Origin of the sequence: Paraburkholderia terrae, assembly GCF_002902925.1 — a bacterium.
In the GTDB taxonomy this organism is placed as follows: domain Bacteria; phylum Pseudomonadota; class Gammaproteobacteria; order Burkholderiales; family Burkholderiaceae; genus Paraburkholderia; species Paraburkholderia terrae.
Genome location: NZ_CP026111.1, coordinates 2,137,438 through 2,161,639 on the forward strand (window position 1 = coordinate 2,137,438; position 24,202 = coordinate 2,161,639).

Consider the following 24,202-nt stretch of genomic DNA (forward strand, 5'->3'; position numbering starts at 1 on the left):
TTCACGTCACCCCGCACGTCCTCTCACACGTCATCCCGCATTGCCTCGACGATTCGCGCGGCAAGCCCGGAGTCCCGCTGCGTCGGCGTTGCGATCGCGCGCATCAGCACGGCCCGTGAACCAACCACCTCGACGCGATCGCGCGCCCGCGTGACGGCCGTATAGACGAGTTCGCGCGACAGCACCCGGCTGAACGTCGACGGCAGCATCAGCACCGCGTGTTCGAACTCCGAGCCTTGCGACTTGTGGACCGTGAGCGCGAAGGCCGTGTCGTGCGGCGGCAGCGCCGCGGGCGACACCGCGCGCAGACTGCCGTCCGCGCTACGGAAGAACACGCGCAGCGCGCCATCCCCTCCCGGCAGCGCGATACCGATATCGCCATTGAAAAGACCCAGCGCATAGTCGTTGCGCGTGACCATGATTGGTCGGCCCGCGAACCATTGCGCGCCGACGGCCAGCGGCACGCGCGCAATGCGGCGCACCTGCGTGGCCATCGCCGTATTCATCTGCTCGACGCCGCGCGAGCCGAGTCGCGTCGCGCACAGGATGCGGAAGCGATTGAGCGCGTCGAACAGCGCCAATGCGTGCGAGGCCGCACCTGCTGCGCCGTCGGAGAGCGCCGTCGCGAGCGCGTCCGCGTAGGGCGCGAAACCGGCCGCGAGCCGCTGGATCGTGCGTTCGGCAGGCGTGGCATCGGTGTCTTCGTGAAACGCCGCGGCGCAGGGTTTGGCGGGATCGATATGCAGCACGTCGAGCGCTTCCTGCGCGGCGCCGCGCCGGATCGCAAGCGACAGTTGGCCGATCGCCGACTCCAGCCCGAAGCGATAGTTGCGTTCGAGCCACACGACGCAGTCGGCGAGCGGCGCCGGCTGCGCATCCTGCGATGAAGACGGCACGTCGGACGGCATGCCGAACAGGTCGTCGAAAAACAGCTGGGTTTCTTCCGACGGCGCATCGTCGCGGCCCGTGGGCAACGCGTCACGCAAACGGCGTTCATCGATTCCCAGTGCCGTCGCGATCGAGCCAACGCCCTTCGCCGTAAACGCAGGTTGAGCGCTCAACTCGGCGAACACGGCGCCCGCTTCGACAGCCGCGAGTTGATCCTTGTCGCCGAGCATCACGAGATGCGTGTCAGGTGCGAGCGCATCGAACAGATGCGTCGCCATCGCGACGTCGATCATCGACGCCTCGTCGATCACGATCACGTCATACGGCAGCGGGTTGTCCCGATGATGACGGAAGCGCCCGTTCGGCCCGGTGCCCAACAACCGATGCAACGTGAACGAGGTTTGCGGCAGACGCGCCGCGAGTTCCTGCGGCAACGAACTGGCGCGCGCAAGCAGCGCCTCCTGCATCCGCTGCGCGGCCTTGCCCGTCGGCGCGGCGAGCGCGATGCGCAAGTCCGCGCGCGCATCCAGCAGGCAGGCGAGCACGCCAACGACGGTAGTCGTCTTACCCGTGCCCGGACCGCCACTGACGATCGTCAGCCGCCCGGACAGCGCCATCACGGCGGCCACGCGCTGCCAGTCGATCTGATCGTCCTGCGGTTCACCGAAATACCGCAGCAGCCTGTCGCGCAAACCTTGAGATGACATGCCCGCCGACACGGCATCTTGATCCGCGCCTCGCGCATGTCCGACGAGCGACTGCGCAAGCCGCCTTTCATAATCGTAGTAACGCGCGAGATAAAGCCGCCCTTGCCCATCGACGACGAGCGGGCGCAGCGCATGCGCCGGCTGTGCGCCGTCGCTTGCGACACCGCTCGCGAGTAACGCGTCACGCACTTGCACGACCTCGGCGTCGTAGCGCTGCGCGAGTTCGTCGAGCGGCACGCACACGTGTCCTTCCGACGTCGCGCGGCTCGCCGCGAACGCGCCGCGCGCGGCCCAGCGCACGGCCTCTGCGGACGCGCCGCCGCGTTGCGCGAGCGCGCTCACGCGCCGCGCGAAGCCTTCAGCGAGCGCCGTGCTGAAATCCGCGGGTGCGGGGACATTGACCTCGACATCGGGCAACGGCTGATCGAACGTGCTCATTGCGCGCCTCCGTCCATCAATGCATCGAGCGCCACGACGAGCGCGTAGTCCGGTCGCCGCGCATGCACACCCGCCGCGTGTTCGCCCTGTCGCCAGTCGGGCCGCACGCCGCGCACGAACAGATACAGATAGCCGCCAATGTGCCTGTCATAGTCATAGTCCGCGAGCCTCAGCCGCAGATAGCGATGCAGCGCGACGACATAAAGCAGCGCCTGCAGGTGATACGCGTGGCTCGCCATCGCTTCGTCGAGCGGCGCGGCGGTGTAGTCATCGGGCGTGTCGCCGAGATGATTCGACTTCCAGTCGATCACCCAGAAGCGCCCGTCATGCTCGACGATCATGTCGATGAAACCTTTGACGTAGCCGCGCAGTGCGCCCGGCTCCAACACGACATCGGGGAAGCCGTGCGCAGCGAGCAGCGCGCGCAACGCGGGAAAGTCCAGCGATGCCGCCGAGAACAGAAACTCCATCTCGTTGAGCCGGCGCTTCGGATCGAGCGCCGCGAGCGTCATGCCGGGCACGAGTTCCGTGCTCACGATATCGCCGAGCAAGCGGTGCATCATCGCGGGCAGGCGTTGCGCGAGTTCAGGCTCGGCGGGGGCTGGCCGCTCGTGTAGCGCGCGTTCGATTGCGTGCGGCCACGTAGTGCGGTCGGAGAAATCCGCGAGTTCGAACATGCGGTGCAGACACTCGCCTGCCGCCGGGCCGCGAGGAAATGTGAGGATGTCGTCGGGCGCGAGTTCGACGGGCGCTGTGACCACATCGAAAACGGGCGCGTGCGGTTCGCCCGTCGCGATGTCCGCCAGTTCGTCGTGATCCGGACGCGCTTCTTCGCTGACCGCCGACGCATCGTCGGTACGCGAACCCGCCGCGATCAGCGAGCTGAAGCTCGCCATCCGCCATGTGTCGCGCAATGCGCGCTGGTTCATTCGCGCGCGCATGCGAGCACCACTGTCGGCCAGGCTTTCCAGCGGCACCCGACGCGTAACGGACGGCAGATCCGCGATGGCCACGGGATCTCCTGCTAGCGCTTCCCAATGCTGATAGACCGAGTCGTCATCGAGCGGCTTTGCGAGCCATTCGTCGAAATCGCGCGCTTTGCCCGCAACGAGCCAGTTCAACACGCTGCGCGCCGATTCCTTCGTCGATCTCGACGCCAGATAAGCGCCCGCCACCAGGTAACAGCGATACACGGCCCGAGTCAGCGCGACATAGATCAACCGCGCGCGCTCGGCCGCCTGTTCGCGCATCGCCTGGCGGTTTGCGTAATCCGCCTGCTCGTCGTCGCTGCCGTAGTGAAGCACGGCCGAACCGTCGTCATCGTGATATTCGAGCGCGTCGGGCAGGACAGTCGCATACGGCTCGCGCAGGCGGCCGTCGTTGAGGAACGGACAGAACACGACCGCGTATTCGAGACCCTTTGACTTGTGAACGGTGACGATCTGCACGAGGTTGCGGTCCGACTCGAGCCGCAGTTGCGCTTCTTCGCCGCCCCGCCCGCTTTCCGCGCGTTGCGCGGCCAGCCAGCGCAAGGTCGGCGCGATGCCCGGCTGCGTCGCGGCGCGCGCCTGCACGAGTTCGGCCAGATGGTTGACGTTGGTCAGGCGCCGCTCGCCTTCCGCGCCTTCTACGAGGCGCTGCGCAACGCGCAGTTCGCGCATTAGCGTGCGCCACATGACGGCGAAGCCGCGCTCGTGCCACAGCATCCGGTAACGCGAGAAGCGCTCGACCCAACTCATTGCATCGACAGAGTGCGCGGCGTCGCCCGATATGGACGAAGCGTCGTCGACCTGTTCGAGCCGCCACAGCGTGGCGGCATCGAGACCGAACCAGTCGGTCGCGAGCGCCGCGCGCAGGCGGCGCAAGTCGCCCGGCGTATCGACGGCGGCCAGCACGCGCTCGATCTGCTCGGCGTCGAGCGATTCGAACACGGATGCCTGCGCCAGCTCGACGCTGCCCACGCCCCACGCGGACAACACGCGCTTGATCAGACTGCCCTGCTTGTGCGTCTGCACGAGCACGGCGATGTTGCCGGGCGCGAGCGGCTTGTCGCCGATCATCACGCTGCCGTCGCGCGCGCCGCGCAACAAGCGCACGATCTCCACCGCGCACGCCTCGCTCGCCGCACGCTGCGCGTCGCGCTTGGTCAGCACCGCGTCACCTTGCGGCAGCGTCCACACGCGGAAGTCGCCGTCAGTCGCGCCGTCGCGGTCGATGAACGGTGGTCGCTGCCGCTCGCCTGCCCGCACAGGTTGATAGTCAAGCCCTTCGAGCACGAATGCCCGTGCGTTCGCTTCGAATATGCGGTTGCATGCGTCGACGATGGGTGCCGTCGAACGCTGATTGACGGCGAGCGTATAACGCGCCGACGCCTGTGCGCGCGCCGCGAGATACGTATGCAGATCGGCCGCGCGGAAACTGTAGATAGCCTGCTTCGGATCGCCGACGAGAAAGAGCGGACCCTTCGGCGCGAAGATGCGATTGAAAATCGCGAACTGCAGCGGGTCGGTATCCTGGAACTCGTCGATCAGCGCAGCGGGATAGCGCTTGCGCAACGCGTCCGCGAGCCATACGTGGCTGGCAAGCGCGCGATACAGGTTCGAGAGCAGATCGTCGAACGACACGACGCGGCGCGTGCGCTTTCTTGCCGTCAGTTCGTGCGGCGCGTAGTCGAGCCACTTCTGCACGAGACCTAGCCAGCGCGCGCGCTGCGCGGCTTCCGCCGCGAGCGAGGCGGCGGCGAGCTCGTCGGCTGCAATGAAGAACGCATGCGCGGGCGGCTCGAAATTCTTCTTCGTGCCTTTCGTCAACGCGCTGGCCGTCAGTTTCAGCGCAACTTTGGGCGGCGGCGCGTGACAGTCGTCCTGTGCGAAATAGTCGCTCCACGCGCTGATCGCAGCGCTCACCGTTTCGGCTTTGTGCGAGGTCTTGCTCAGACGCTCCTGCACCTGTTCGAGCAGACGCACGATGTTGTCGCGCTCGGCATGCCACATCTCACAGGCTTCGTCGAAGCGCGCCTGCATGTCGTTCGGCGCACCTTCGGCTCCGCCGACATCGCCCCAGCGCAACTGCGCAAGCGGCTTCTTCAGCCGCCGCGCAAGCTGTTCATCGAGCGACGCGGGACCCGCGCCCTTCTCGACCAGCCACGCCGCGAACGACCGATGCGCCCCCGCAACGGGTTCGACCTGCTCGCGCCAGAAGTCCGCGGCCAGCTCGAAACGCAACGCGGCATCGTCCGCTTCCATCTCGAACGCGAACGGCATCGCGGCGGCAAACGGCGCTTCCTGCAACGCGCGCTGACAGAACGCGTGGATCGTGTGGATGGCTGCCTGATCGAACGTGCGCAACGCGCGGCGCACCGTCTTCGCGGCCGCCTCGAGGTCGATGCCGCGTTCTTCGGAAAGCGTCGTTTCGAACAGCCGGACGATGAACGGATCGCCGCCATCGTCGCCCGTTTCGATCGCTCGCTGAACTTCGGCAAGACGCCCGCGTATGCGCTCATGCAGCTCGGCCGTCGCGGCTTTCGTAAATGTCACGACGAGAATCTGATCGGCGCTCAGATTCTTCTCCAGCAACAGCCGCACATAGAGCGCGCAGATGTTCCATGTCTTGCCCGTTCCCGCCGATGCCTCGATTTGGTTGACACCATCGAGATCGCACGCGAACACGTCGAGTTCCTGCGCCGCGGGCGCATGCATCCATGCCGTGCCGCTCATGATGCGCTCCTCAGATGCGCGACCAGCGGCTTGAAAACGATCGCGGCCAGTGTGCCGAATGGCTCGTCGAGCGTCAGCGACGCGCCGCGAAACGCGATGCGCAACGCAGCGTCATCGGACTCGCCCCGCACGCGGTCGCTGATCCACGCGCCTTGCGCGGCGGAATCGCCGTCACTGATTTTCGCCCATGCGCTCTTCGGGAAAAAGCGCAGCGGAAACGCGCGCCCTGCGCGGAACAGCGCGGCAAGCGGCGCCAGTTGCTCCAAAGGCTTTTCGACAGGCCCAAACTCGAACGACTCGCCGCTTGCATGCCAAACCGTGCGACGCGGACCGTCGGGCAACGCCGCGCAATAGACGAGATGCGACAGCCACGCGGACAGATAATCGCGCGCCGTGGGCCGCGCGTAACGGAACACGACCTGCCCCGTCGGCGTCAGCAGATTGAGTGTGCCTTGCAGTTGCAACGGACCTTCCGATGTTTTGCGCAATGCCGTTTCGTAAGGGCCAAAGAGCGCGATGTCGCCGGTGTCGGGCCAGCGCGCGTGGATGTCGAGCGAAAACGGCAGGCGCGTGACGCCCGACGCCACTTCGCGCCGCACGCGGTCGGCAAGGCCGCGCAACGCCGACAGCTCGCGCGTACGCCATACCGCGCCCGTCGCGCCGCCCGGCAACTCGGGGCTCGCTTCCGCGACGCGCTGCACGCGCTCGAAAGCCGCGCTGTCGAAGTCCGTATCGAGCAACGCAGGCAGCAGACGCTCGGCCAATGCATCGCGTCCCGCGAAGTCGAGTTCGAACGGCTCCATGTCGAGAAGCTCGCCCTGTGCATCGGAAAGCACGATGCCGAGGCGGTCGCGCAGCAATGCACGCGCGGGATGCCGCCAGAAACGTTGAAAATCGTCGAAAGGCACGGGCTCGTTCGGCACAGCGGGCAGCGGCGCATCGAAGAATGGCGCGGGCGCCGCGCTAGCCGGTGCGGCGAGCAACGCGGCCAGTTCCGCGCGGTCGGTGTCGTATGTGAACAGGCCGCTATTCGCGTTGAAGTAATCGGAAGCAAACGGCTGCAACGGATGCTCGACGATGAACGCGCGCCGTGCCGCATCGAGTTCGGCAGGCGACGCATCCTCCGCGGACGAAACACGCGCGAGGTGATCGAGCAGTTCGTCGACGAGCGCGGCAGGCGGCAATGGCGCGTTGTCGCGAATACTGCGCCCGGTGTACGCGATCAGCAGACGGTCTTGCGCGGCGAGCAGCAGATCGAGGAACAGATTGCGCTCGTCGTCGCGCCGCTGGCGATCGCCCGCCTTGCCGAACGCCGCCATCAGATCGAACTCGTCGGCGCGCGCGAGACTCGGCAACACACCGTCGTCCATGCCCAGCATGCAGACGATTCTGAACGGCAAGCCGCGCAGGCTCGTCAGCGATGAGAACGTGACGCTGCCCCACGGCACGCCGCCGCGCGCCGGGTCGTCGAGCGCTTCGGACAGCGACGTGCGCACCACGGCGGCCGGCAACGCCGTGTCGCCCGCGCCCGCGCGCATGGCTTCGCTCATGGCATCGACGGCATCGCGCACTGTGGCCAGGCTGTCCGCGAAATCGACGCCGCCGTCGAAGCAGCGGGCCAGCACTTCGAGCAGCAACTGCGTCCACTCGACGGGCGTCATGTCGTCAGCGCAACGGCGTGCGAACGCATCGACATCGTCGACGAAGCTCGCGAGGCGCCCGAGCAATTCCGCATCCGAGCCGTCCGCGCCTTCGACGGGCAGCCATGCATCTACCGGCTGACCGCCTTCGGGCATCGCGTAGCCGAGAAAGAGGCGCGTGAGCGCGTCGGCGAAGGTGTGGCGCGCGACGGGTATCGTGCTGTCGGCGGGCGGCACGGGTGCGAGACCGCGCCGCGCACCGGCTGCCGCGAGCCATTCCTGAATGTCTTCGAGAGCCGCCGCGTCGATGCCGTAGCGCGCCGCGATCGCATCGACACGCAGCCATTCGATCAGCTCCGGCGCGCCGACATTGCGCTCGGGCAACGCGAGCCAGTCGAGCAGCACGCGCGCCACCGGGTTCGCCTGCGACGGCGGCAAGCCGGTAATGCGATACGGAATGCGGCGCGTGTCGCCCGAGGGCGCGGTGCCGAACACGGCGTCGATCAGCGGGCCGGCCGCGCCGAGATCGGGCAATGTGACGAGCACATCGGAAGGCTGCAGATCGTCGAACTCGTCGAACCAGCCCAGCAGGCGGTCGTGCAGCACTTCGAGCTGACGCGCGAGGCTATGGCACACATGCACTTCGATGCCGCGTTCTTCCGGCTGCGCGTCGAGTTCGCGCTCGTCGCGCAGATCCAGCATGCCGTTCTGCACGGCGGCGAGCCATGTCGGTGCGGCGTTTTCGGCAAAGTACGAGGCCTCGGCCGAGGCCGCGCTTTCCGTCAGCTCGTGCAGCATGTGAAGCTGCGCCTGCGTCTGGCGGGCCCATTCGGCGAGCAGCGGATGGCCGACTTCCTGATAGTCGAGCTGGCCCGCCGCATCGAGCGCTTCGACGCGCCCCACGCTGACGATGTCGAACCAGAACTCGCGGCACGGGTTCATCGCGTACACACGCACATCGATCCAGCGCGACAGCTCGCGCAGCAACGCGATATGTAAAGGCGGCATGGTCGGCAGCGCGAACACGCTGACGGACTCGGGCCACTCGGCTCGCGCGATCGCGTCGAGATCGAGCGAGCGCACTTCGTCGAGAAAGCGATAGGCAGGCGGCGTGGCGGCGTCCGCGGAATGCGCGTCGCCTGCGACCTCGCCGAGCAGCGTGCGCCACAACGCGCCCTGCCAGCGCTCGTCCTCACGTGCCGCGGCGCTCGCGCCCGTCAGACGCGGGCCGGAGTCGTCCGCTGCGCCGCTTGCGAAGATCGACCCGCCCTTCTGCCATTGCAACAGCCATTCGGGACGATAGGTCAGATAGTGGTCGAGCACCGTCGCGACGCGGCGCGCGAGTTCATAACGCATCGGCGCGTCGGCGGCATCGAGGTAACTGCGCAGACGCGGCGACGCGTTCCACTGCCGCGCCTCATCGGCATCGCCGAGCAGACGGTAGCAGCGCCACACGAGCCGGTCCGGCGAGAAAGGCGAACTCTTCGGCACGTCTTTGATGACGCCGCCGATCTGCGTCCACAGCCATTGGGCGAGGTAACTGAACTGGATGTTGGCGCACACGCCTTGACGCGCGGCGATATCGAGTTCCAGCCGCCGCCGCACGGCTGCGCTCGGCACGATCACAGGTTGCGCCGTCCACGGACTGGAAGGCGTGGCACCTAGCCCGTCGAGCAGCGCGCCGACGAGCACATCGTACCGGTTCGAATAGAAAAGCTGGAGCATGGAATGGCTTGAAACAGGCGGCGCCGCGCTGATGCACGGGCCGTGTGAAGAAACGATGCGACAGCATAGCAAACGCATTCGCAGACACGAAACCTGGCCATCCGGCAGATGGTCCGGGCGGGGCCAAATCAGTTAGACTCGACGGCAGTTCGAGCTGGCGACAGCCCCAGAATGTTGGCCCCGGCTGCATCATCAACATACAGACACGAGACACCAGGCGGTCGATGCGCTATTCAGTCGAAATCAAGAAGTTTCTGTATAGCCAGTACTTCTATGGCGGCTTGCGCATCGCAGTGGGCGTGTCGCTGCCCGCCGTCCTTTGCCTGATCGTCTTTCACAACCGCGAACTCGGCTTCACGATCGCCACAGGCGCGCTCGGCGCGTGCGCTGTCGACATGCCTGGCCCGCTGAAATACAAGCACAACGAGATGCTCGCGTGCAGCGTGATCGGCTTTCTCGCCGCGCTCGCCACCGGACTCGCGACCGTCAATCCCGTCGCGCTGTGGTGTACCGTCGTGCCGCTCACGTTCGTGCTGTCGCTGATCGTCGTCTACGGCAATCGCTGGCCGCAAATCAGCTTCGCGACGCTCTTCATGATGGTCGTCACACTCGAAGAGCACTTCACGCCGATGCAGGCGCTCATCAACGCCGCGTGGATACTCGTGGGCGGACTGTGGTTCACATACTGGTCGACCTTGGTGAGCCGCTGGATGATGTACCGGATCGAACAGCAGGCGCTCGCCGAAAGCGTATTCGCGCTCGCCGACTATCTGCTCGCGCGCGCGGACTTCTTCGACCTCGACAACGATCTCGACGAGTGCTACCGCAACCTCGTCGCGAAGCAGATCGCGGCCGTGGCGATGCAGGACGCCGCGCGTGACATCGTGCTGCGCAATCTGCCCAAGCTGAAGAGCGGCCGCTTGCAGCCACGCCGCGCGACGCTCTTCAACCTGTTCATCCACACCGTCGATTTGCACGAGCAGTTCGTCGGCGCTCATACCGACTACCCGCTGGTGCGCAATACGTTCGGCGGTTCGGACCTGCTGATCTTTTATCGTGACCTGATCCGCAAGGCGGCCTTGGACCTCGAAGACATCGGCCTCGCCGTGCTGCAGGACGAGCCGCCGCGCGCGCGGATCAACGTGAAGGCAGAGTTGCGCGCGATCGAATACGAAATCGAGCTGATGCGCAAGCAGGACTTGCCGAAGAAAAATCCTGAAGCCTACTCGACTGTCTCGGCTTCGTTCAGACGCGTCTGGAGCGCGACGCGCCTGATCGACCGGATGCGCAAGAACCTGGCGAACGAAGAAAGCACGAAGGAGACCGATCTGCGCATCGACCAGGCGCTCACGCGCTTCGTGTCGAGCCGCCGCGTGCCGTTCGGCTCGATCTTCTCGAACCTGACGATGGCCTCGCCCAGCTTCCGGCACGCATTGCGCATGACGATCGCCGTCGCGATCGGCTTCTGGCTCGGGCGCCTGTTGCCGCTCACCAATGCCTACTGGATCGTGATGACGACCGTCATCATTCTGAAACCCGGGTACTCGCTGACCAAGCAGCGCAATGGACAGCGTATCGTCGGCACGCTGATCGGCTGCGCGGCGAGCATCGCGCTCATCATGAGCGTGAAGGAGCCGCATATCCTTATCATCGTGATGTTCGCGTGCATGGTGATGAGCTACAGCCTGCTGCTGTTCAACTACACGGCGAGTGTCGTGTTCACGTCGTCTTATGTGCTGCTGATGTTCCATCTGCTTGCGCCCGGCAGCCTGCATATCATCGGCGAGCGCGCGATCGATACGGTCGTCGGCTGCGCGATCGCGATTGCGGCGAGCCACCTGTTCCCGTACTGGGAATATCGACTGATGGGCAAGCTCGTCAACGACATGATCGCCGCGATGCGCAGCTATCTGGAGGCCAGTTGGTGGTGGGGAGACAAGCCGGCTGCTGCCGCCATCACGCCGTCCGCGCTAACGGAAGCTGCTGCGCTTGCGCCTGCGGTGGCAGTCGCGGAAGTTGCCGCGAGCGGCGTTAGCGGGATCATGGAAATGTCCGGCAACCCAACTGCTTCGGGATCGAATGCATCGGGAGGGGCGGCCGCATCTGCTGGTTCGCCGGGCTCTGCAGCCAAAACATCCGCCGCCGCTGCCGCCGCGAGCGCGCTCGATCGCGACTATCGCTACCGGCTCGCGCGCAAGAACGTGCATGTCGCGTTTGCCAATCTCGGCCAGGCGTTTCAACGGATGATGCTCGAACCCAAGTCCGCGCAGAAGTTCGTGCCGGAACTGAACGACCTGCTCGTGCGCTCTCACGTGCTCGCGTCGCAGATCACGGCGGTGGCGCCGTTGCTGCGCACGTCGTCCCAACAGATGGGCGGGCCGTCACATCAGCCACTACAACGCGCGCTGACGGTGATACGCGACAACCTTGCGAAAGCCGAGGAAGGCGACCCGCCTCCCGCCGATCAGGTGGACATTTCAAAGCAGTTGACGCGTGAACTCGATGCGATGGTGATCGAAGCGGAACGCTCGCCCGACTACACGCCCGATGCCGTGCATGATCTGAAACTGCTCGCGCATCAGTGCAAGCAGATGCTCGCCGCGTCGTTTCAGATTCGCAAGGATGCGGGCGTGATCCGCTTGCCCGAGAACTGAGCGGTTTACTGAGCGGGCCGCGCTTACTGCGACGCACCCTTTGCCGCATTCACGGCAGCCGCCGTCGCGGATGCTGCTGACGCCGTCGAATCGGCGGGATTGTCGCGGTCGTATTCGCGCTTTTCGGAGATCGCGTTGTAGAGAATCGTCGCGATCACCAGCAACACGACAACGACGATAAACACTGCGATGCCAAGCGTCGGGTTTTTCTTCTTGCGCGGATCGTTCATGTGTCGGGCTCTGCTGGCAGGTAGATGCGGCGGAGCGGGCATTCTACGCCGAAGCACCTTGCGCGCGGCTTGCAGTCCGGCATGCCTGTGCGTTCATGGAGCACCCTCGCGACCACACGAAGCAATCCGGCAATGTCAGCGCCCTTCAGCAACCACGGACGCCCGCACCGGCAACGCCGTCGAATACTTGATCTGCTCCATCGCGAAGCTGGAGCTCACATCGTATAGCGGCACGGCGCGGATCAGTTGCTTGTAAACACGGTCGTAATCGTCGATATCCGAGACGACGACGCGCAGCAGATAGTCGGTCTCGCCGCTCATCCGGTAGACCTCGACCACTTCGGGAATGTCCTGCACCGCGCGCGTGAAGTCCTGCGCCCAGGCTTCCGTGTGCTGGTTCGTGCGCACGGCGACGAACACTGTCGTGCCGACGCCGAGTTTGCGCGGATCGCACAGCGCGACCTGCGCGCGGATCACGCCCGCTTCCTTGAGCCGTTGCACGCGCTTCCAGCATGGCGTTTGCGACAGGTTCACCCGCGCCGCGAGTTCCGCGATCGGCATCGTCGCGTCTTCCTGCAGGAGTTCGAGCAGCCGCCGATCAATGATGTCCATTCCCATCTTTCCACCCAGATAGAAAATTATTCTATTTCTCGTCAAGACGAGGGAATTATATGAAAACTCTTTCTCTGCGCAAATCGGTATAAATGAGGGCAGTCCCAATCTCGAAAAACAACGTCAGCGGAGCCTTCCATGAACCCGTCAGCCGGCCTGATCACACGCGAACCCGCGTTGACCGAAAACCCTTCCATCCCCTGCGTCATGCCCGCAGCGGGAGCTATCGCACAACTGTGCGCGGCGCTCGACGCCGCCTTCGACGCCTGCGCCGGCTCCGATGATCCGTCGCGGCACGCGGCCTTCGCGCGCGGCGTCCGCGCGGCGCTCGCCGAAGCCGCCGCCGACGCATCGCTGCTCACCGAAGCGCAACGCGAAGGCGCCGCCACCTGCTATCGCCGCCATCTGCTCGCCGCCGATCCGCAAGGCCGCTATGCCATCGCTGCCCTCGTCTGGATGCCCGGCCAGGCGAGCCCGGTTCACGCGCATCACACGTGGTGCGGCTATGCCGTCATCGACGGCGCGTTGACGGAAACCATTTACGACCTGAACGCGGACACCGGCTGCGCGACACCTGCACGCGACCAGATGCGCGAACCGGGCGCCGTATCGTTCACGCGCCCAGGCCGCACCGGCATCCATCGACTCGGCAATTGCAGCGGCAATACCGCTGTCTCGCTGCACATCTACGGCGTGCCCGGTGAACAGATCACGACGCATGTGAACGACATCGTGCGCGTCGTCGACAGCGTGCAAGCCGTTGCCGCCTGAGCAACACGTCGTCCGCGTTGTACGCATCAAACGAAAGGCGTCACGCATAACCGCGTGACGCCTTTTTCGTACAAGCCCCTACCTTTTTTACGTCTTCCCACCGTCGCCCGCCGTTGGAATCTGCGGCGGCACGGATGCCGTTTGCCCCGTTGACGGCGGCGCCGGACGCGGCTCGTGCGACACGTCGCGCGCCGGCGGCATCGGGCCCGGGCCGCCCTTCTTCGGCCTGAACGGCGTCGTCGTGCCCGTCGCGGATTCGCGTGCGTGTTCCCGCTCGTGCTCCTCATGCTGCGCGCGCTCTTCCTCTCGCAACACCTCGCCCACTTCGTCGCCGCGCGACGTATGTATGCGCATCTGCGGCACGGGAATCTCGATCCCCGCTTCGTCCATCTTGCGCTTCAGCCGCAGATTGAACGCGCGCGCCACGCTCCACTGCTGCAGCGGCCGGGTCTTGATCTGTCCTTTGACAACCATCCAGTTCGGGTCGAAACGGTCGAGTCCCCACACTTCGACGGGACCGAGCATCTCGCGCCGGTAACGGAAATCGGCCATCAGGTCCGCGCCGACGGCACGGATCAGTTGCGTCACCTCGTCGACATCGGCGGAAAACGGCACGCGCACTTCGAACACCGCGTACGCAAAATCGCGCGACAGGTTCTTCACGATCTTGATCTGCGAGAACGGAATGGCGTGAATCGCGCCCTGGCCGTCACGCAGCCGCACGGTGCGGATCGACAGATATTCGACGGTGCCCGCGTGCCCGCCGTCGATGTCGATCCAGTCGCCGACCGAGATCGTGTCTTCGATGATGATGAACAGGCCCGTGATCAGATCGCTCACCAGCGACTGCGCGCCGAAGCCGATCGCCAGACCGATCACGCCCGCGCCCGCGAGCAGCGGCGTTACGTTGATGCCGAGATTGGCCGCCGTGACGATGCCCGCGATCGTCAGGATCGTCACGAACAGCACGTTGCGCACCAGAGGCAGCATCGTGCGCGCGCGCATGCTCGGGTTCTTCGACTTGTTGCGCGGGCCGCTCGGATTGACGGCTTCCTGGATCGCCGTGTCGACCAGAATCCACACGAGCCACGACACGAACACCGTGATCAGGATCGCCGTCAGCGCGTGCGCGATGCCGCGCGCCGTCACGCTCTCTTCGATGATCTGAGCAAGCGACACGTCCCACAGGCGCGACGCGAATTCGAAGTACGCGAGCCAGACGAACAGCGTGATCAGCGTGCCCGCGAAGCGCAACAGGCGCGTCAGATACGGCGAGCGGCGCCGCCGGCGCGTGTTGCGCGGCCGCGTCACGCGCAGCACGATAGCCGACAGGAAGAACGCGAGCACCAGCAGCAGCGCCGTCACGACGGAGATCTGCAACACGTTCTCACCGCTGCCGATACCGCCGATCGTCGCGATCACGGAAGCTGTCGCGAGCACGAGCATCGGCACGTGCCAGAGCGACGCGAGCACTTCGAAGCCGTCGGTCGCGGCCTTGTGATCGTGCCGCTGTTCATAAGCGCGATTTCGTATCAGATGCGCGACGGGCCGGCGAAACGCGAGCGCGAAGTACGCGGTCAACACGGCCGCCGTCATGTTCGAGACGGTCGACACCAGCGCCGCGAGATTCGTGCCGAGTTCATGCGCAACGTCGTAATTGACGGCAGCATCGCCGAGCGCGCTGCAGATGCCGATCGCGAACAGCGGCCGGCGCGCCTGCTCGATCAGCACGCGCACGGCTGCGCGTCGATGGCCTGAGCCGAACAGCGAAAACATGATCAGGCAGATCGCCGAGAACACGGCGCCTGCGACGATCGCATACGCGATCACCATTGCAATCGTGCGGCCGAGCGAATCGGGCATCGAGCGCACGAACATCAGCGCGGCGACGAATGCGACGATCCACGGTCCGACGCGGCGCAACGCGAAGATCAGCAGTTCACGCGTGGTTGGATTGGGATCGAGCCGCACGACGATGCCAAAGCGCGCGTAAATCCTGCGCTGCAGGTAAATCAGCCCTGCCGCACACGCGCCCCAGCCCGCTAGCACGGCGATCATGTTCAGCAACACGCGGCCGAAGTGCTCGCGCCCCTGGCTCGTGACGATCGTATAGATTTCGTTGCCCGCCGCGTTGAAGCGGCCCGACCAGTAGTTGAGCGGCGAACGTCCCTGCTGCACGTCAGTTTCGAACGATGCAATGCCCGCGGCGATCGCGCCAAGCAGACCGGCGCTCGACGGCGCGCTGGCAGACGCGGGTGGCCCGACCGTCTTCGTCGCGTCGCGCAGTTTTTTCAGCTGCGTGACGAGCGCGGTGCGCTGACGGTCGCTGTCGAGCGTCGTGATGACGCTGTCGAGCGATTTTTCCAGCTCGGCCTGGCTGGCGGGCGACGGCGCCGATGCCGCATCCGCCGCCGACGCGCCCGACGCAGGCGCCGCCGTCGAAACCGTCGCGCTGTTGATCAGGCTCTGCAGCGCGGGAATCATCGGCGCGCCGGGAGTGGCGCCCGCGGCTTGCGCGGTGCCCGGCATGCCGAGGCACGCGCCAGCGAGCGCGAAACACACGCACAAGGCGGACGCGAGCGCGCCCGAACGCACCCGGCGCAATGCTCCGGCGTGCGAAAAGAATTGGGATAAAGCGCGAAAAACGGCGTCAATCGCCAGAAGCCCGCCGGATGACGGCGCAGCCTGCGATTCACGCCGCGCGAGGCATGACTTCATGGCAATCCGTGACTTTTATGCAAACAATCTGCATGGGAACGGGAGACGCCAAGTTTAGCGGGTGTCGTCGAGGGAAAGCTCCCCGATGCGTAACCGAATGTTAGTGCGCTTGCGCGGCGGCGTGACAGTCGCTCCTGCGCGCCGCGCGGCGGATGCGCGGCGCGCGGCGGCGTTTCGAAGCTTTCAGTATGCGACAGTCGCGAGCTGATGAACGAAACGGCCCTGCTCCAGCTCGTCGACGAACGCAATTGCGTAGTCTTCCGCCGAAATGCTGCTGTTGCCCTGCGCATCGACGATCAGCGCGTTGGCGCCCGTGCGGAACGTGCCTTTGCGCTCGCCCGGAGCGATCAGCGCGGCGGGCGCGAAGAACGTCCAGTCGAGATCGCTGGCAGCACGCAGGATGGGCAGCACGTCGCGGTGCGCGAGCGCGATTGGCTTGTAGGCGGGCGGAAAGCCTTCCGTGTCGACCAGTTGCTTGCCGGGCGCCACTTCGAGCGAACCGGCGCCGCCCACCACGACGAGACGTTTGATGCCCGCCGAGCGCGTGCCTTCGACGAGCGCACGGGTCGCCTTGTCGATCTGCGCGAGATTGTCCTGAGGCGGCGCATAGGCGCTTGCGACGACATCGTGTCCGCGCGCCCCGGCCGCGATGCTCGCCGCGTCTGTCACGTCGGCCTGCGCCGCTTTCAGGTTCGCGACATCGGCAGGTACGCGCTCGGGATTGCGCGAAAAAGCCGTCACCTGATGGCCGCGACGCGCCGCTTCCGCCGCGATGCGCGAGCCGATCATGCCCGTTGCGCCGAACAGCGCGATCTTCAGTGTCTTGCTCATGTCAATGTTCCTTCCGCTTAAATGTAACTATGTCGATTACATATTTGTTTAAAAAAATCGGGGCGATGCCCCGCGCTCCATGCTCCATGCTTCGTGCTTCGTCTGCGTTCAACCATCCGCGGCTTTGCGCTTGCGTTCGCGCGCCCGTTCCGCGCGGACGACGTCGGCCGTCGCGTCGGCCAGCGTGCGCGACGCCAGCGACGCTTCGAGCGCCTGTTGCGCATCGCCGATGATGCCAGTCAGCACCGTCTGGATGTTGCGCCCGACCATGCACGCGGGATTCGGCGTCTCGCGATGCATGGCGAATAGCTGCGCATCGTCGACGGCGCGGTAGACGTCGAGCAGCGTGATGTCCTCGGGCTCGCGCGCCAGCAGCGCGCCGCCGCCTGCGCCCAGTTGCGACGTGGTGAGGCCCGCCTCCGCGAGCATCGCCAGCAAACGCCGGATCAGCACGGGATTCGTGTTCACGCTTCCCGCGATCATGTCCGACGACAGCGGCACGCCTTCCTGCAACGACAGCAGGGCGAGCACATGAACCGCAAAGGCAAATCGGCTACTCGTATTCACAACGCTAGATCATCCGATACGCATCAGACGCGCAAATCACCTCGCACCAGCCGGCGACGATGTGTAATCATCATAGTTACAGTTACAACGCCGGTCAAGCGCGGGATTATTTGTCCATCTGTTTCTGGGCGTCGCTGGATTCGGTGGGCGCGGATTGCGCGCTGGTCGTCGATGCTTCGCTCGACCATTGCTGCAGCTTGCGTCCCGCCGTTTCAAGCCCTGCGCCCGTCGAGCCCATCGCCTTGTTGACGGCGGCATTCGTCGCGCTGGCGGCGTTGTCCAGATTGGCTCGCGCCTGCGACGCGAGCGCGTTCGGATCGAGGTTGATCGACGGGCCGGATGCGGCCGTGTCGAGATTCTGTTGCGCCGTGGCCTTCGCGGCGTCGACCTGCTGGCCGACATAGCTCGCGGCCTGATCGAGCTTCTGACCGGCCTGCTGCGAGAGATCGTTGAGCTTCGTCGACGTCTGCCCCGCCGATGCATCGTTTTTCTGGCAGGCGGCAAGGCCTGCGAGCAGCATGACAGCGAAGGCCGTGGTACGGACAAGCGGATGGCGTGAGAGTGGTTTCATACTTGTGGTCGAGCCGCAGCGAGCGGCTTCATCATGCGAAAACGCCTCAATGATACGCCGTTGCGCGTCACCGACTCTTCGGCCTCCACCGCGAAGCCCGCCCGCTCGAATGCGTGCCTCGCGCTGACGCTGACGTCGGCCGTCAACGCAAGCGAGCCCGCAGCGCGCGCCCGTGCTTCGAGCCGCGCGAGCAGCTCCGCCGCGAGCCCTTGACGCATAAAGGCCGGCGCGACATAGAGCATCTCGATGTGATCGGCCGGATGGAGTTGCCCGAACCCGGCATACGCACCGCCGCGCAAAGCGACCAGCGTGACGCCACGCGCTAGCCGCGCGCCGAACGCGGCGAGGTCGTCGGCGGCTGACGCCCATGCCTCGCGCGCCGCCGGATCGTAACCCGCGGCAGCCAGCGCCGCGTCGCGAAAGAGCGCGGCGAGCGGCGCAGCGTCGGCGGGCCGGAACAGGCGGGAGACGAAAGGAATCGGATCGGTCATGCGTTCGCGATGTTGTCCACGACCCTGGAGTAGACTGGCCGACGTTCGACGTGTTCCCTCAACCACTGGAGGCATGCGATGGCAGCAAAGAAGATTCTGTTCCTGACGGGCGACTTCGCCGAGGATTACGAAACGATGGTGCCGTTCCAGGCACTACAGGCAGTCGGCCATATCGTCGATGCCGTCTGTCCCGGCAAGCGCGCGGGCGAGCGCATAAAAACGGCGATTCACGATTTCGAAGGCGACCAGACGTACACCGAAAAGCCCGGCCATTACTTCACGCTCAACGCAAGCTTCGATGAGATCGACCCGTCGCAATACGACGCGCTCGCGATCGCCGGCGGCCGCGCGCCGGAGTACCTGCGACTCAACGCGAAAGTGATCGACGTCGTACGCCAGTTCGCCGAAAGCAACAAACCAATCGCCGCGATCTGCCACGCCGCGCAACTGCTCGCCGCCGCCGACGTCATCCGCGGCAAGCGCATTTCGGCTTATCCCGCGTGCGCGCCCGAGGTGAAGATGGCGGGCGGCGACTACGCGGATATCCCCGTCGACGCGGCCGTCACCGACGGCAACTTCGTCACGGCGCCCGCGTGGCCCGCGCATCCCGAATGGCTGCGGCAGTTCCTCGTGGTGCTCGGCACGCGTATCGAACTTTGATCCGCGTCAAGGCCGGGCATGCGTCCGGCCTGTCGATCGGGCGCGCATGCGCGTTGTCTATCCTGTTTGAGAGTTCTCCGATTTCCGTGACCGGTACCGCCACCTAGAGTTGCAGGTTAACTTTGGAAGGCACCATCATGGATCTCACAAACTGGGTGATTATTCTCGCTGTCGCGCTGATCTCGCTAACCTTCTTCTGCTCGCGCGCGCCGGCCCACTGGTCGATCGAAAACCGCGCGCGGCGCTTCACCGGCACGCGGCTGCTCGCTCAGGCTGTGCTGTCGTTCTGGACCGCGCTTCTCATCCTCACGCGCGGGCTGTTCGCGCTAGGTTCACGCGCCGTTCACGTCGCGCCCACGGTCGTCCTGACGGGCGCGCTGCTGCTGATCATCGCGAGCGGCTACTGGTCAATCCGCGGCCGCAGAATGCTCAAGCCACGCCGTCTGTTCTCCGCCTCCTGAGCGCTTTGCGGGCACGCTACGCGCTATCGCGCGTCCGCCCGCAACGCCTGTCCATCGCCCGTTGTCGCGGTATCGTGCTCTTCGTCGCGCGACGGCGCGGCGGCATCCGGCAGCGACACGTAAAACGTCGTTCCCACACCCTCCGTCGATTCCGCCCACACGCGTCCGCCGTGCCGCTCCACCATGCGCCGCACCAGCGCCAGACCGATCCCCTCGCCCGCCGCAACGTTGCCGTGCAGCCGTTGGAACGCGCTGAACAGGCGCGGCATCGCGATTTCCGGAATACCCAAGCCGTTGTCCTTCACATAAAAGATGCGCAGCGTCTGCACGCCGGGCGGCGTAGGCGCCGTGCCGATTTCGACGACGCCCGAGCGCTCCGGGCTCAGATAGTTGATCGCGTTGCCGATCAGGTTCGCGAAGATCTGTTCGAGCGCTGTCGGATCGCCCCATACGGGCGGCAGCGCCTGCACGATGACGCGCGCGCGATGATCGCGAATCGTGGCCTGCATCGCGTCGATCACGCGTTGCACGATGTCGCGCACTTCGACCTGTTGACGCCGGTACTCCACGCGACCCACGCGCGATAGCCGCAGCAGCGCGTCGATGATGTGCGACGCGCGCAGCACGGCCGTCTGCAGGAAATGCAGCGCCTCACCGATGTCCTCGTCGATCAGCCGCTCGACATGCTCGCGCTGATGCGTCGACAGCGACGACTGACGCAGGGCTTCGCGCAGATCGTCGCACGCATGGTTCAGCTCCTTCGAGAAACCCTGCAGATTGACGAGGGGCGCACGCAGATCGTGCGACACGCTATAGATAAACGTCTCGTTGTCCTGGGTTTGCTGGCGCAGCGTTTCGTTGGTCTGCGCGAGTTCGGCGGCGTGGCGGCCCAGATCGGACTGGAAGCGCGCCTGCTGGCGCTCCGCTTCGAGCAGCTTGCGGCTCGTCATATGCAGCGTCAGATCGAGCCGCGCGATTTCATCGTTGCCGGGCGTGAGCGGCGCCAGCGGCTCGTTGCTGGCGAGCCGGCTGGCGTTGTCCGACAGCAACGCGAGCCGGCCGCGCACCCCGCGCGCGAACACCCAGAACGCGATCGCGACGAACACCAGCGAGCCAAGCACGGCCGCGACGATCAGCGACTGCTGCCGCTCCCGCGCCGCCGCGGCCTCGGCCGAGCGCACCGAATCGAGCTGCCGCTCCTGCGCCTGGAACGCCGCGATCTGCGCGCGAAAGCCGTCGAGCACGTCGGTTCCGGCGAGGTCGCGAAAACGCTGCAGCACGTCGCGCCGGCGCCCCGAACGGATCAGGTCCTGCACGCGGTCCGACCATTGCCGGTACATCTGCACGGCCTGGCGGATCTGCGCGGCGCGCTCGACTTGCACGGGATTGTCGGCGACCAGCTCGGCGAGCCGGTCGATGCGCCGGTCGACGTCCATCCAGAACGCCACGGGCGTGGAGGTATCGCGTGTGCCGCTGACGACGGCGCCGCGCAACCGCACCGATTCGAGCAGCACGGGCGCGAGAATGCTGGCGGTCTGACGCAGCACATCCTCGCTGTGCATGCTCCAGTGCTCGGCCTGTTCGGCATCCGACTGCGCCTTCATGAGGCCCGACAGCAATGCCAGTTCGAAGACGGCGGGGATCGCAATCAGGAGCAGGCCTTTGGTCGTCAGTCTCATGCGGGCGCCGGGAGAGTCGGAAGCCGGCGGGTCGCGCCGGGGACGGCACATTATGTCGGCGATTGCAGTCCGTGACAAAGCGCGGCGCGGCGGGCGCGTCGCCAATCTGGTGCAGGAGCGAGTGAGTCCCATGCGCCCGGCGCAGCGCACTTTCGGGCTGCGTTCCGTTGCGCTCGTTCGCCAATCACCGCGTTATGAATTCGAAGGGAAATATTAAGCAAATCATAGGAATATGCCCGTTTTTGGGATACGCAAATGCCCCAATTCCGCACTCATGCACATTCTCGGTGCTGATATAGCGGACATGCGTTGCGCGAACTAACGAACCGGAAGACCATCGAGCCGCGCCAGCCCATTCCAGTGCAGACCCGCACCGACAACACGCGTTCTCGCATCTATTTGGCCCACTTCTTGCATTCGATGCCCGCTTTTTGCGCATCGCAGGAATCAAACGGATGGACAGTCTGAAAACCGGTACCGATACCCTCTTTCTTCTGCTCGGCGCGGCGATGGTGCTCGCGATGCACGCGGGCTTCGCGTTCCTCGAGCTGGGCACGGTCCGTAAGAAAAATCAGGTCAACGCGCTGGTGAAGATTCTGGTCGACTTTTCGGTATCGACGATCGCGTATTTCTTCATCGGCTACACGATCGCCTACGGCGTCCAGTTCTACGGCAGCGCCGAAACGCTCGCCGCGCACAACGGCTATGCACTGGTACGCTTCTTCTTCCTGCTGACATTCGCAGCCGCGATTCCCGCGATCGTGTCGGGCGGCATCGCCGAGCGCTCGAAATTCAACCCGCAGCTGTTCGCGACCTTCGTGCTGGTCGGTTTCATCTACCCGTTCTTCGAGGGGATCGTCTGGAACGGCCACTTCGGCATCCAGACATGGCTCACGCAGACGCTCGGCGCACCCTTCCATGATTTCGCGGGCTCCGTGGTCGTACACGCGTTCGGCGGCTGGGTTGCGCTGCCCGCCGTGATGCTGCTCGGCGCGCGCCACGGCCGCTATACGCGCGACGGCCGCATCGCCGCGCACCCGCCGTCGAATATTCCGTTTCTCGCGCTCGGCGCGTGGGTGCTGGCCGTCGGCTGGTTCGGCTTCAACGTGATGAGCGCGCAGACGATCGACAAGATCAGCGGCCTCGTCGCCGTCAACTCGCTGATGGCGATGGTCGGCGGCACGCTGACCGCGTGGCTCGCGGGCCGCAACGACCCGGGCTTCACGTATAACGGCCCGCTCGCGGGACTGGTGGCCGTGTGCGCCGGCTCGGACGTGATGCATCCGCTCGGCGCGCTGATGACGGGCGCCGTCGCGGGCGTGCTGTTCGTCTATATGTTCACGATCGTGCAGAACCGCTGGCGCATCGACGACGTGCTCGGCGTGTGGCCGCTGCACGGCCTGTGCGGCGCATGGGGCGGCATCGCGGCGGGGATTTTCGGCCTGCACGCGCTGGGCGGGCTGGGCGGCGTCTCATTCGCGGCACAGGTGATCGGCACGCTCGGCGGCGTCGTGTTCGCGACGCTCGGCGGCACGATCGTCTACGGCGCGATCCGGATGACGGTCGGGCTGCGCATCGACCAGGAAAACGAGTTCAACGGCGCCGACCTGTCGATCCACAAGATCACGTCGACGCCTGAGCGCGAGACAGTCGGCTGACGCGATCTGGCGCACCTCTGCAAGCCCGCCGCGTCTGGTGTAACCTCGCGTTTCGAAGGTCGGGACATGCCGTTGGGCGCGCCGCCGATCCTTCATACAAACGCGCGCGCCGATGTTAGACTTGCGCGCGCCGGAGATGGCATTCTCCTAAACCGCCCTCGTGGCTGATGATGCCTGCTTCGCCCGGATCTGCGGACGTTGCAGCGTCACGCCTCGCCGCAGCCCGGTTCGTCGATGTTCGGCTTTCCAGGTTTGCTCATGTATCTGTCCATTCTTGCCGTCGGTATCGGTGGCGCACTCGGTTCGCTGTTTCGCTGGTTTCTCGGTCTGCGCCTCAACGCGCTGTTTCCGGCGCTGCCGCTCGGCACGCTCGCGTCGAATGTGATCGCGGGTTACATCATTGGCGTGGCCGTCGCGTACTTCGGGCGCAACCCGCAGATCGCGCCCGAGTGGCGCCTCTTCATCATCACAGGCCTGATGGGTGGCCTGTCGACGTTCTCCACGTTCTCCGCCGAAGTCGTCCAGCATCTGCAGCAAGGCCGCCTAAACTGGGCCGCCGGGGAGATTGCGATTCACGTGGCGGCGTCGGTCATCATGACCGTGCTCGGCATCGCGACGGTCGCCGTCGTCTCGCGCTGAACGGCACGCGCTGATTGGCCCTCGCGCGCCACGCGACGCGCTCGCCACGATGATGACTGACACCCGCCGTTCATCAAAAGATCATCGCTGAACGCTGCCGCGTGTGCGTCGCGTGGCTGTATCATCGACGTCATATGTGGCGGGCATCGTGACAACCGGTCACGCACGCACCGCCGCCGAACGCGCGACGAGCCTCGCATCGTCGCATCGTCGCCAAAAAAGGGCTTGGGCCGAACGGCGCGCGCAGCGCCCGCCTCGCGCGCATCCCATGCAAGCCAGCCGGGGACCTCTTGAAGTACAGATATCTTTCGCGTCGTTCGTTGCTTCCGCTGCGGCGTAGCGCAGAGGAGTTGTCGTTTGCGTTTTCGGAGCTGCTCGCGCAGCCGCTGAGCCGGCCCGAAGCGGCCGCGCGTTTCGAAACCCTGTGGAACGAAGTCAACCACGCCGCGCAGTCATGCGACGACAGCGACGCCGCCTTCACGTACATCGCGTTGCTGCACAGCATGGACCAGCGCTGGCGGTTCCTGAGATCGATGAACTAGCGGG

18 protein-coding genes and 1 riboswitch are annotated in these 24,202 nt (G+C 65.5%); of the genes, 7 read left to right on the forward strand and 11 right to left on the reverse strand.

Features of this window, described 5'->3' with window-relative positions; genetic code table 11:
• Positions 1-23: 23 nt before the first annotated feature.
• The 3 genes from recD to recC are packed head-to-tail and all read right to left on the reverse strand — an operon-like array spanning position 24 to position 9,114.
• Positions 24-2,033, reverse strand: coding sequence for an exodeoxyribonuclease V subunit alpha (recD, locus tag C2L65_RS09475; protein ID WP_042308488.1), 2,010 nt, complete (start codon positions 2,031-2,033; stop codon positions 24-26).
• Positions 2,030-5,749: an exodeoxyribonuclease V subunit beta gene (gene recB / locus C2L65_RS09480; protein WP_042308485.1), complete on the reverse strand. Its 3,720-nt coding sequence runs from the start codon at positions 5,747-5,749 to the stop codon at positions 2,030-2,032. Before recB ends, recD begins: the two co-directional genes overlap by 4 nt.
• The gene (gene recC, locus C2L65_RS09485) at positions 5,746-9,114 is read right to left on the reverse strand and encodes an exodeoxyribonuclease V subunit gamma (protein WP_042308483.1); all 3,369 of its coding nucleotides are present in this window, start codon (positions 9,112-9,114) and stop codon (positions 5,746-5,748) included. The genes recB and recC overlap by 4 nt, the downstream gene beginning before the upstream one ends.
• Positions 9,115-9,338: 224 nt before the next feature.
• Here recC and C2L65_RS09490 point away from each other — a divergent pair, with 224 nt between their 5' ends.
• On the forward strand, positions 9,339-11,768 hold the full coding sequence (locus C2L65_RS09490; RefSeq protein ID WP_042308481.1) for an FUSC family protein: 2,430 nt from the start codon (positions 9,339-9,341) through the stop codon (positions 11,766-11,768).
• Between the two features lie 23 nt (positions 11,769-11,791).
• On the opposite strand, the gene C2L65_RS09495 is transcribed toward C2L65_RS09490, so the two are convergent.
• Together C2L65_RS09495 and C2L65_RS09500 are read right to left on the reverse strand one after the other, a co-directional pair.
• A complete protein-coding gene (locus C2L65_RS09495) occupies positions 11,792-11,998 on the reverse strand; it encodes a hypothetical protein (protein ID WP_042308479.1) in 207 nt (68 codons plus the stop codon).
• Positions 11,999-12,133: 135 nt separating this feature from the next.
• Positions 12,134-12,616: an Lrp/AsnC family transcriptional regulator gene (locus C2L65_RS09500; protein ID WP_007740526.1), complete on the reverse strand. Its 483-nt coding sequence runs from the start codon at positions 12,614-12,616 to the stop codon at positions 12,134-12,136.
• A 132-nt stretch (positions 12,617-12,748) separates the two neighbouring features.
• Between C2L65_RS09500 and C2L65_RS09510 the strand changes: the two genes are divergently transcribed.
• Positions 12,749-13,381 carry a cysteine dioxygenase family protein gene (locus C2L65_RS09510; protein WP_081920960.1) on the forward strand — a complete coding sequence of 211 codons (633 nt, stop codon included), beginning with the start codon at positions 12,749-12,751 and terminating at the stop codon, positions 13,379-13,381.
• Between the two features lie 87 nt (positions 13,382-13,468).
• Here the strand turns inward: C2L65_RS09510 and C2L65_RS09515 are convergent, their stop codons facing one another.
• From C2L65_RS09515 to C2L65_RS09535, 5 genes are all read right to left on the reverse strand, one after another.
• Positions 13,469-16,099, reverse strand: coding sequence for a mechanosensitive ion channel family protein (locus tag C2L65_RS09515; RefSeq protein WP_042308477.1), 2,631 nt, complete (start codon positions 16,097-16,099; stop codon positions 13,469-13,471).
• A gap of 183 nt (positions 16,100-16,282) precedes the next feature.
• Positions 16,283-16,930 carry an NAD(P)-dependent oxidoreductase gene (locus C2L65_RS09520; RefSeq protein WP_042308475.1) on the reverse strand — a complete coding sequence of 216 codons (648 nt, stop codon included), beginning with the start codon at positions 16,928-16,930 and terminating at the stop codon, positions 16,283-16,285.
• Between the two features lie 108 nt (positions 16,931-17,038).
• Positions 17,039-17,497 carry an Rrf2 family transcriptional regulator gene (locus tag C2L65_RS09525; protein WP_042308474.1) on the reverse strand — a complete coding sequence of 153 codons (459 nt, stop codon included), beginning with the start codon at positions 17,495-17,497 and terminating at the stop codon, positions 17,039-17,041.
• Positions 17,498-17,603: 106 nt separating this feature from the next.
• Positions 17,604-18,068 (reverse strand): BCAL1086 family glycoprotein, encoded by a 465-nt coding sequence (locus tag C2L65_RS09530; RefSeq protein WP_482811876.1) that lies wholly within the window; start codon positions 18,066-18,068, stop codon positions 17,604-17,606.
• A complete protein-coding gene (locus C2L65_RS09535) occupies positions 18,065-18,559 on the reverse strand; it encodes a GNAT family N-acetyltransferase (protein ID WP_042308470.1) in 495 nt (164 codons plus the stop codon). Before C2L65_RS09535 ends, C2L65_RS09530 begins: the two co-directional genes overlap by 4 nt.
• A gap of 78 nt (positions 18,560-18,637) precedes the next feature.
• Between C2L65_RS09535 and C2L65_RS09540 the strand changes: the two genes are divergently transcribed.
• Together C2L65_RS09540 and C2L65_RS09545 are read left to right on the forward strand one after the other, a co-directional pair.
• Positions 18,638-19,219, forward strand: coding sequence for a DJ-1/PfpI family protein (locus C2L65_RS09540; RefSeq protein WP_042308468.1), 582 nt, complete (start codon positions 18,638-18,640; stop codon positions 19,217-19,219).
• A 137-nt stretch (positions 19,220-19,356) separates the two neighbouring features.
• Positions 19,357-19,680, forward strand: a complete 324-nt coding sequence (locus C2L65_RS09545) for a hypothetical protein (protein ID WP_042308466.1) — start codon at positions 19,357-19,359, stop codon at positions 19,678-19,680.
• Between the two features lie 23 nt (positions 19,681-19,703).
• Here C2L65_RS09545 and C2L65_RS09550 read toward each other — a convergent pair whose 3' ends face one another.
• Positions 19,704-21,359, reverse strand: coding sequence for a sensor histidine kinase (locus tag C2L65_RS09550; RefSeq protein WP_042308464.1), 1,656 nt, complete (start codon positions 21,357-21,359; stop codon positions 19,704-19,706).
• Between the two features lie 455 nt (positions 21,360-21,814).
• Between C2L65_RS09550 and C2L65_RS09555 the strand changes: the two genes are divergently transcribed.
• The 3 genes from C2L65_RS09555 (at position 21,815) to C2L65_RS09565 (ending at position 24,198) form a co-directional block, all read left to right on the forward strand.
• Positions 21,815-23,017, forward strand: coding sequence for an ammonium transporter (locus tag C2L65_RS09555; protein ID WP_042308462.1), 1,203 nt, complete (start codon positions 21,815-21,817; stop codon positions 23,015-23,017).
• 123 nt (positions 23,018-23,140) lie between these two features.
• Positions 23,141-23,201: riboswitch (Fluoride riboswitch) on the forward strand.
• 74 nt (positions 23,202-23,275) lie between these two features.
• Positions 23,276-23,656 carry a fluoride efflux transporter CrcB gene (gene crcB / locus C2L65_RS09560; protein WP_042308530.1) on the forward strand — a complete coding sequence of 127 codons (381 nt, stop codon included), beginning with the start codon at positions 23,276-23,278 and terminating at the stop codon, positions 23,654-23,656.
• A 290-nt stretch (positions 23,657-23,946) separates the two neighbouring features.
• Positions 23,947-24,198, forward strand: coding sequence for a hypothetical protein (locus C2L65_RS09565; protein ID WP_042308461.1), 252 nt, complete (start codon positions 23,947-23,949; stop codon positions 24,196-24,198).
• The last annotated feature ends 4 nt before the right edge of the window (positions 24,199-24,202 follow it).